This window comes from Pseudomonas sp. AOB-7 (assembly GCF_003696305.1).
In the GTDB taxonomy this organism is placed as follows: Bacteria; Pseudomonadota; Gammaproteobacteria; order Pseudomonadales; family Pseudomonadaceae; genus Aquipseudomonas.
This window is the reverse complement of the sequence record NZ_RFFK01000055.1, coordinates 1-454: the sequence shown is the minus strand read 5'-3', so window position 1 is coordinate 454 and position 454 is coordinate 1. Positions and strand designations below refer to the sequence as shown.

Annotated in this window: 1 protein-coding gene; it reads right to left on the bottom strand. The window is 59.0% G+C overall.

The window, feature by feature from the left end; translation table 11 throughout:
* Positions 1 to 197: 197 nt before the first annotated feature.
* Positions 198 to 454 (bottom strand): S26 family signal peptidase (locus EA796_RS22975; protein ID WP_371921484.1); only part of this gene is annotated, 257 nt, incomplete at its 5' end.

Sequence of the window (454 nt, the reverse complement as noted above, 5' to 3'; positions counted from 1 at the left end):
TGCCCTCCGCTTTTTCCGTGCCTTTGTGCGCCTGAGCAGGTAATCAGGCTGGGGGATACTAAGGATCTCGCAGTCTCTAGGCGGTAGACGAGGGCAGAGGTAACCGCAGGTCCGCAGTGCTTGAATGCGCAGGCTGAGCACACGCTATCGACATCCAGATCGACGCGATAACGGCCAGCTCATCGACACGAGCCCGATCAGAAGATCTGCATCCGAGCGATCACCCCGCCGACAGATTCCGGACCGAAGTGTCGACTGCCGAATGACTTTGGGTTGGTGCTGCTGAGCAGGAACAGTTCATCGCCAACCAGGCACCGGTAGGTGTGCCAGGCTGGCAACGCGCGACCTTGTCGATCTTTGCGCAAGAGCCTGGTAACAAGGACGCCATTGACACGTACTGTCTCTGACGACCTTATATGCACACGTGCTGCGGCGCCATCGCCGCCACGGTCTT